The 7730-nt window shown below is 44.7% G+C and carries 3 protein-coding genes and 1 pseudogene; 1 reads left to right on the forward strand and 3 read right to left on the reverse strand.

Annotation, left to right across the window (positions count from 1 at the left end; all coding sequences use genetic code 11):
* The coding region (locus M2407_RS26095; RefSeq protein WP_259220261.1) for a beta-ketoacyl synthase N-terminal-like domain-containing protein at window positions 1-3032 on the reverse strand (3032 nt) is incomplete at its 3' end.
* Window positions 3033-3094: 62 nt separating this feature from the next.
* Window positions 3095-5392, reverse strand: coding sequence for an ACP S-malonyltransferase (gene fabD, locus M2407_RS26100; RefSeq protein ID WP_259220262.1), 2298 nt, complete (start codon window positions 5390-5392; stop codon window positions 3095-3097).
* A 561-nt stretch (window positions 5393-5953) separates the two neighbouring features.
* Here fabD and M2407_RS26105 point away from each other — a divergent pair.
* The gene (locus M2407_RS26105; protein WP_259220263.1) at window positions 5954-7165 is read left to right on the forward strand and encodes a thioester reductase domain-containing protein; all 1212 of its coding nucleotides are present in this window, start codon (window positions 5954-5956) and stop codon (window positions 7163-7165) included.
* A gap of 66 nt (window positions 7166-7231) precedes the next feature.
* On the opposite strand, the pseudogene M2407_RS26110 reads toward M2407_RS26105, so the two are convergent.
* Window positions 7232-7642 (reverse strand): annotated as a pseudogene (locus tag M2407_RS26110) (IS3 family transposase); the annotation flags it as partial.
* Window positions 7643-7730 lie beyond the last annotated feature (88 nt).

A 7730-nucleotide genomic window follows, 5' to 3' on the forward strand; every position in this document is an offset into this window, starting at 1 on the left:
AGGTAGCCTGCCAGCGCGGCAATCGTAGGAGCCTCATACAGCACGGTGGCGTTCAGGTTTAATCCATAACGCTGGTTGAGAAGATGGCTGAATGAGGTCATGGTGATGGAATCAAAGCCAAACTCGCTCAGCGGCGTCTCATCATCCAGTTCATGCTCCGGCATTTTCAGGTGCTCGGCAATCAACCCACTTAAGGTTCTTTTTATAATGCTTAATGCAGTGAGTGAATGAGTATGATCTGAATTCATGGCTTGAACTCCCGAATTTAACGCCGAGGTGGGGTAGACAATGGGATCAGAAATCGCTTTTTTCTTCCCAAACCGGGTACTGAAACCTAATATCCTTACCGCGATACGCCCACTTTCATCCATCACGGTAATATCTAATTTTCTAACCGCCGGCGTATCATCGCTAGAAGGAACGGCAGAAACCCATCCGGATAAAGGAATAGGCTCCCAGACTTGCATGTCTTTTAGGGAGAAAGGCATTGGCACTGAGTTTTTATCACTATCAAGGAAAACCAATCCCACTTGCAATGCACCATCAATGATATTCAGCGGCCAAATGAAATTTTTTGTTGTTACAGGATCGGATAATTTACCTAATGCAATGTTGCTACCGGCATAGGCCTCTTCCAACACGGTAAACCCAGCCCCATAATTTAATCCCATGCTGTCAAATTTTTCATAGAATTCGCGTTTGGGTATACGCCGTTGACACAGGTCCCGAAGGTTGGCCAGATCACCCCGGGACGGCGCGACAGTATTCTGAGGAGAAATATAGCCGCCGCTGTAAACCAGACGTTCAGTACCGACAAAACTGTATAATTCATAGCGTGTGACTTCATCAGACTCACTGATGAAATCAACATGTATCTCAATAGGGGAATCGGCGACAATGGGCCTTAGCCATATAATATTAGAGAAATGAAATGTTTTAACGGCGCCCCAATAATCATTGGCCACGGTTCTTATCATCGCAAGTTGAGCGGCACCCGGCATAATCCGTGAATCGTTTATCACATGCTCGTTTAAAAACCACTCATCACCGATAAATACCCTGCTGGTATGAACATTTTTTTTCGAGTTTGAAATCGGCGTTATAAAAAAGGTGTAAATATCCCCATTACTCTGTTTTTCTTCCTGAGCCGAGTTTAAGAACCAATGCCGGTCTGAAGAAAAAGGATAAGTAGGCAAGGATAACCGATGCGGTATTTCGCTCCGATAAAGCGCGTCCCAATTGACTTCCGCACCACACACCCATTCGCTGATAACCTGATTAACATCATCATGGGTTAATGTGCTATCAAAATCTAAATTTTCAACGCTATCAGAGCCTCCCCCCTTACACTCAGAAGAAGGTTTGGCACTACCACAATAAAAACGCCCTTCTTTATGACTATTAACCAGGCCTACTGTCAAAATCTCCTGCAAGTGTTCTTTTACCTCCTCGATCGTGCATGCGGAGAACCCACACCTGAACTTCATCTCATCACGCCCTTGTTGCAAGGTATATGCAAGGTCATGAATATCCGGTTGGTGAGTATGCAAGTAATTCAGGAGTTGGGTACATCTTTCCAATAATCTGTCCGGTTTTTTGGCTGATAATATGATTGCCACCGGGGCCTTTTTCTTATTGATGATTTCCCCTGCCGTTTCTGCCTGATACTCTTCAACGATCACATGCGAATTAGTCCCACTGAAACCAAATGAGCTGACACCAGCACGTTTTTTTCCCTCTGGCCAGGGTTGATTTTTATCAACAACACGTAGCGGCAGTCGGGACCAGGGGATACGATGGTTCGGTGTGGAGAAATTGCGTTGGGAAGGCAGCACGCCATGCTGCATAGCGAGTACGGTTTTCAATAACCCCACAGCACCAGCGGCAGCCTCTTGATGACCAAAAAGGCTTTTATTCGAGCCCAGCAATAAGGGGGCGTCCTTCCTCCTTTGTTTACAAAGAGCTTCTGCTGCAGCCATGACCTCTATTGGGTCACCCAACGACGTGCCCGTACCATGCGCCTCCAGATACCTTATGCTTTCAGGAGGCAGACCCGCTTGTTCAAGTGCTGCCGAGATCAGGGCCTGCTGCGCTATGGCATTCGGCGCGGTTAGCCCCTGACCACGTCCATCTTGATTAATGGCGCTGCCACGTATCACAGCCTGGATCGGATCGCCGTCAATCAGCGCATCTTGCAAGCGTTTCAGTACAAAAACCGCGCCCCCTTCGCTCCGAACGTATCCATCAGCCGTGTCATCAAACGTTTTACATCTGTGCGTCGGAGATAACATGCCGGCATGACGGTAAGCGATAAACCGTTTGTCATCCAATAAAAGGTGAATACCGCCTGCCACAGCCAGGTTACATTCATGATGCAACAAACTGCGACAAGCCATATGGATAGCGACCAGTGAAGAACTGCATGCCGTATCAATACTTAGTGCGGGCCCCCGCCAATCATAAAAATACGCCAGTCGCCCCGCGGCCATCGCATTGACATTCCCTGTACCAAAGTAGGCATCAACACTCTCGGGGGAGTAATTTTTTACTAAATCGGCATACTCACTATTTGTAATCCCAATAAAAACCCCATTAACCTTACCACTCTCTTTCTTGGGTGATATACCTGCAGACTCCAAAGCAGACCAGCTGATCTCCAGCATTAAACGTTGTTGCGGCTCTAGCCATTGCGCTTCTCTTGGCGAAAGTTGGAAAAAAGCCGCATCAAAACAATCAATATCATTGATACAACCGGCTTCGCCGAGAAAACGGGAGGACAACGGCGGACATAATTTCTGCCGTTCACTTGATATAGGATGGATAAGACTATGGTTATCAACAAGCGCACGCCAGCATTGCTCCGGCGTTTTAATATCCCCGGGAAGTCGGCAGGCCATACCAACGATAGCGATGGCATTATTGCCGTAACTTTCAATATCTGTAGGCGTTAAATTTTCAACGGAAGTCAGAGGCAATTCACCAGCGTCCGACAAACCAGTGATATTATTGCGTCTCGTGAATTCATCTTTCATGTTCTTTCCTCATTGAAAAAAAACATCTGGCTATCACATCCCCTACGATGAAAAATCACTGCCTAACTGTTTTGCTTAACCGCTTCATGGAGCAAGAAAAAGGCCATCTCATCCACATGCCTGGACTCCCAACGTGCAAATTGCGTATCTTTAACCAACGCATTAAATGCACCTAACGCTGGCCCGGTATGGATTTGATAATCACGGATATTATCCATGGAATTGCTAAACGTCTGTAGCATTGAGAAATGAAAGTACCAACGAAACATTCTTGCCATTTTAATTTTAGGGTTCCCTTCGGCTTTTCTTAAGGCATCATATTGCTCTGTTCGCTGTAAATAACGCTGTATCTCGTCCCAAACACTGGCAGCGTCTTTTTTGAAAATATTCTTTTCTAAATCACGCTGTTCATTGTAAGGTAACGCTTCCAGACTCGGATAAAGCGTGTACAGTGAATATAACTTACTGGCTCGCATTGGAAACAGTATTCCCTTTTTAAGAACCTGAACTTTAGCCCCGGTTTCAAACATATCCCCAGCAGGTGCATAGGCGGTATCATGGATCCCAACGTCTTGCAGTAAGGTTTTTACCGTCTCTGTCGCACCGGCCTCGACTGAGCATTGATTTATTGATCCCGTTAAAATAAAGTCGGCGCCCAATGAAAATACAGATGCAACAGCCAGGGGTGTTCCTATACCTCCCGCAAGGCCAACGCAAATATTTTCGGCGTACCCCATTTTTTGACTAAGATGATTTCGCAGTTGTTGCATAGCGGGAAGAAGAACCAGGGGGTTTCCGCCATCGGTGTGCCCGCCGGAATCGGCTTCGACACAAATATCATGGCTAACAGGCACTAAGGCCGCAAGCTCGCTTTGCTCCCTGCTTATAGCACCTTCCTGCAGCAATAAAGCCACAATTCCCTCAGGAACCGGGGCCATAAAAGCTTCCGCAACCTCCAGGCGAGAGACTTTGGCGAGTATGCGATTATGACAGCGAATTTTCCCACTTACATCCCGTTTGAGGCCTTTTATACGGAACAAGGCCAGCGCCGGGGTTATAGACATAAACGCCGCAGCTTCAATAATGCTGACCTGATACTTCATGTAAAGCTCGATATTGTCACGTTCATGCTCAGGATGTGCATAATCAGCAAGGAGACTCACCCCATAGGCGGTAGTGGAGGATAACGCCCTCTTAATATGTTGTAACCCACGCTCGATATCGATGAGACTTAAACCACCCGCCCCCAAAATCCCGAGCAGACCGGCGTTACCTAATCTGATGACCATCTCTGGGGACGAAACCCCCCGATACATCGCTCCCGCAACATAAGCATATTTTAAGTGGTAACGCTCACGAAAATGAATACTGCCGAGCTGTTGTGACGGCGAGAGTAAAACCTCCGGCATTAAATGTAGGGATTGCACCAACTCAGGCGAGTTATTTTCATGCCATCCCTTTGTCGTTTGTGCATCATCAATGGAAATGTCATCAACTAATTTGGTTAATATTGCTCTATTTTTATTATCATCATCAATCCCCATTTCGACAAACTGTACTTCCCTATGACTCATCACTAAACGAACGGATTCTTCCCACCGTACCGGTGCCGTTATTTGCTCGCCCAGCAATGACGCTACATCACCGTCTTTATAGGGTTTTGCCGTAACATTAGATATCACCGTGAATTGAGGTGATTGAAGATAAAACTGGCGTAAATATTGGGAAAAGGCACGCTTTGCTTGCATCATATGGCGAGAGTGGAAAGCGGCACTTACCCTAAGCCTGACATAACGTATTTGATTGTGTTTAAAATATTCCTCAATCGCTACCAGATCGTCGATTTTTCCAGAAATAACCGTTTGCAAAGGACTGTTGTAATTAGCCACATCAATCGCTGAAAATGCTTTATTTTGAAGTATCACTTTTAATTCCGCTATCGGCAGTCCGATAACCGCTGTCATTGCCCCATCAGCAGCAGCCTCGGACATCAACCTTCCGCGTTTCTGGACCAAATACAAGCCTGTTTCAAAGTCAAAACAGCCAGCAGAAAATAACGCTGCATATTCACCCACACTGTGTCCGATAGCCGCGTAAGGCACGCTATCGTGCTGACTTTTCCAGCGAAGATAATAAAGCACCTGCAATACATACAATGCAGGTTGAGTATAACGCGTATTTTTTAATAGTAGATCGCTATCATTAACGCATAAATCCACGATTGAATAACCCAGAATATCAGACGCTGCGGTTGTTATATCTGGAAACTTCCTCCATATTTCTTTCCCCATGCCTTTGTATTGAGATCCTTGACCAGGGAACAAAAGCACTGTTGACGAACCGTCACTTGAAACGTTCATTCAGGCTCCTTTGGGAGGAAGTTAAAAATACCTTTAAAAACAACCGTATTAATGACTTTAAAACACATATCAAACGCAAAATTAAGCGTAGTACCTTTTGTTTGATTTTCCAAGACGCATTATCAATAAGTGACGCGCCCAACGGCATCCAGAAAAAAACAAAGTAACAGCAGATATCAATTTCATGCTATGGGCTTGAAAAATAAAAGAGATTGTTGAAACAGAAATTACACCCTTACACCCCCCTCTTTCACAGCCCCACATCCACGAACGCTTACCGACGACGCGTTTAATGGTAGCCACGCGATACCTGCACGAGATGAAGAAAAAATGAAAGTAAGATTAAAATCCCTGAGTCATTAACATACTCATTCAGAGAACCCATTATCCATTTAGTTTATATGGATTAAGCATTGGCCCCACATACCCGCCGCCTCCCCCTACAGTAAATCGGGGATCTGATGCGCTTATTTTAATCATCTGATGTGACAAAACGACGAGCGCTGACTATGATTGTTATCACCCGTGAAAGTAATGCGTTTTTACATTCGAGGAAATAGCATGGCCTCACAGTCCCCAACACTGTTTCCACATGACCAAATGTCTCTTCCGGCTGATATTTCATATCAGCAAGTGTCAAAAAATAAAAAAGAGCTGCATGAAAAAAACATTATGTTAACCGGGGTCTTGGGGTATGTGGGAATTCATTTACTTGTTGAGTTATTAACTATTGATGGTGCCATTATTTATTGCCCAATACGTAATAAAGACGGAAAAAACTATAACGAAAGATTTGTCGAGACCTTGAACAAATTTTCTATTAACCTTAGCTCTACTGAATTATCTCGAGTCCATCTTTTTCAGGCTGATTTGTCTCACGCTTTATTTGGGCTTTCATCTGATAACTATGACCTGATTGCTGAACGTATAGATATCATTTATCACGCCGCAAGTTCGGTTAATTTCATCCACCCCTATAATTTAATTAGCAATGATAACATTCAAGGGCTGTTGGAAGTATTACGATTTGCAAGTCATAAACAGACAAAAACGTTAATTTTATTATCCAGTATATCAGTGTACAGCTGGGGGAAAATTTTTACGCATAGGGAATATGCTAAAGAAGATGATGATATCAATGATAACATTCATGCAATCACGTCTGACATTGGATATGTTCAAAGCAAATGGGTGATGGAAAAGTTAACCGAACAGGCCGCTCAGCGTGGGTTACCCCTTATCGTCCTGCGCCTGGGCTATGCGATGTATCACAGCAAGACTGGCGCTTGCTCGGATACACAAGCCTGGGGAAGCATTGTAAAAACATGCCTATCCACCCGTTCAGTCCCCTTGCTGGAAGACTTTCGAGCCGGGCTGACAAGTGTCGATTTTATCGCCAAAGCCATTGTTAAAATAGCGACCCACGGGGATGCGATGGGGAAAAAATACAACATAGTTCCCGCCACCGCCAATAAAATCACGTTAACTTACTTCTTTAAACAACTCGAATATTTATTCGGTTATAAATTTAATTATGTACCTTATAAAAACTGGGTCAATCTTTGGTGTAAAGACCTCACATCCCCGCTATACCCATTACATGATTTATTTACCTCTAATGTTTGTGGCGGGCGTTCGCTTATTGAGCTTTACCAACACGCTTACCTCTTGGATAACACCAATTTCACACTACATTTTCCTGACAATGAAAAGATAGCCCCCACACTTTCCAAAGATGAGCTGTCTAATTATGTAAACTTCCTGAGCCGTTAACTTATCATCAATAAATAAAGACGTTAACTCCCGTACATACCAAAACAGTGAATAGACCCTAGTTTCCTAGACTGTTCCGTGCCTCATGAACCAGGCACTTTCATAAACTGCAGGGGGTTGATCCTCACAGGCACTGTGGCGGCGTTTAGCATTATAAAACATCTCGACATAATCGAAGATATCAGCCTTCGCTTCTTCCCTATTTTTATAGATCCGTTTCTTTATGCGTTCCCGTTTTAGCAACTGGAAAAAGCTTTCTGCCACTGCGTTGTCATGGCAATTACCCCGACGACTCATGCTGCTTTTTAAATTGTGAGCTGTCATAAAATGCTGACATCTTTCGCTCGTATATTGAGAGCCCTGATCTGAATGGATTAATACTTCTGCCGTTGGTTTACGTCGCCATACCGCCATCAATAATGCATCCATTACTAACTCAGCGGTCATTCGTCCGCCCATGCTCCAGCCGACGGTGCGTGTCAAGGTAGTTGTCGCCTCAGTTGATTCAAGCAGCCAGGGTTTCCCGCTCCCGATTCAACCATGTTTCATTCTGCCATTTCCAGTT

It is taken from the genome of Serratia sp. BIGb0234 (assembly GCF_024809915.1).
Taxonomy (GTDB): Bacteria; Pseudomonadota; Gammaproteobacteria; order Enterobacterales; family Enterobacteriaceae; genus Serratia; species Serratia liquefaciens.

Coding starts and splice junctions, on each gene's coding strand:
- M2407_RS26105 (WP_259220263.1), top strand. CDS start 5,954: ATGGCCTCACAGTCCCCAACACTGTTTCCACATGACCAAATGTCTCTT.
- fabD (WP_259220262.1), bottom strand. CDS start 5,392: ATGAACGTTTCAAGTGACGGTTCGTCAACAGTGCTTTTGTTCCCTGGT.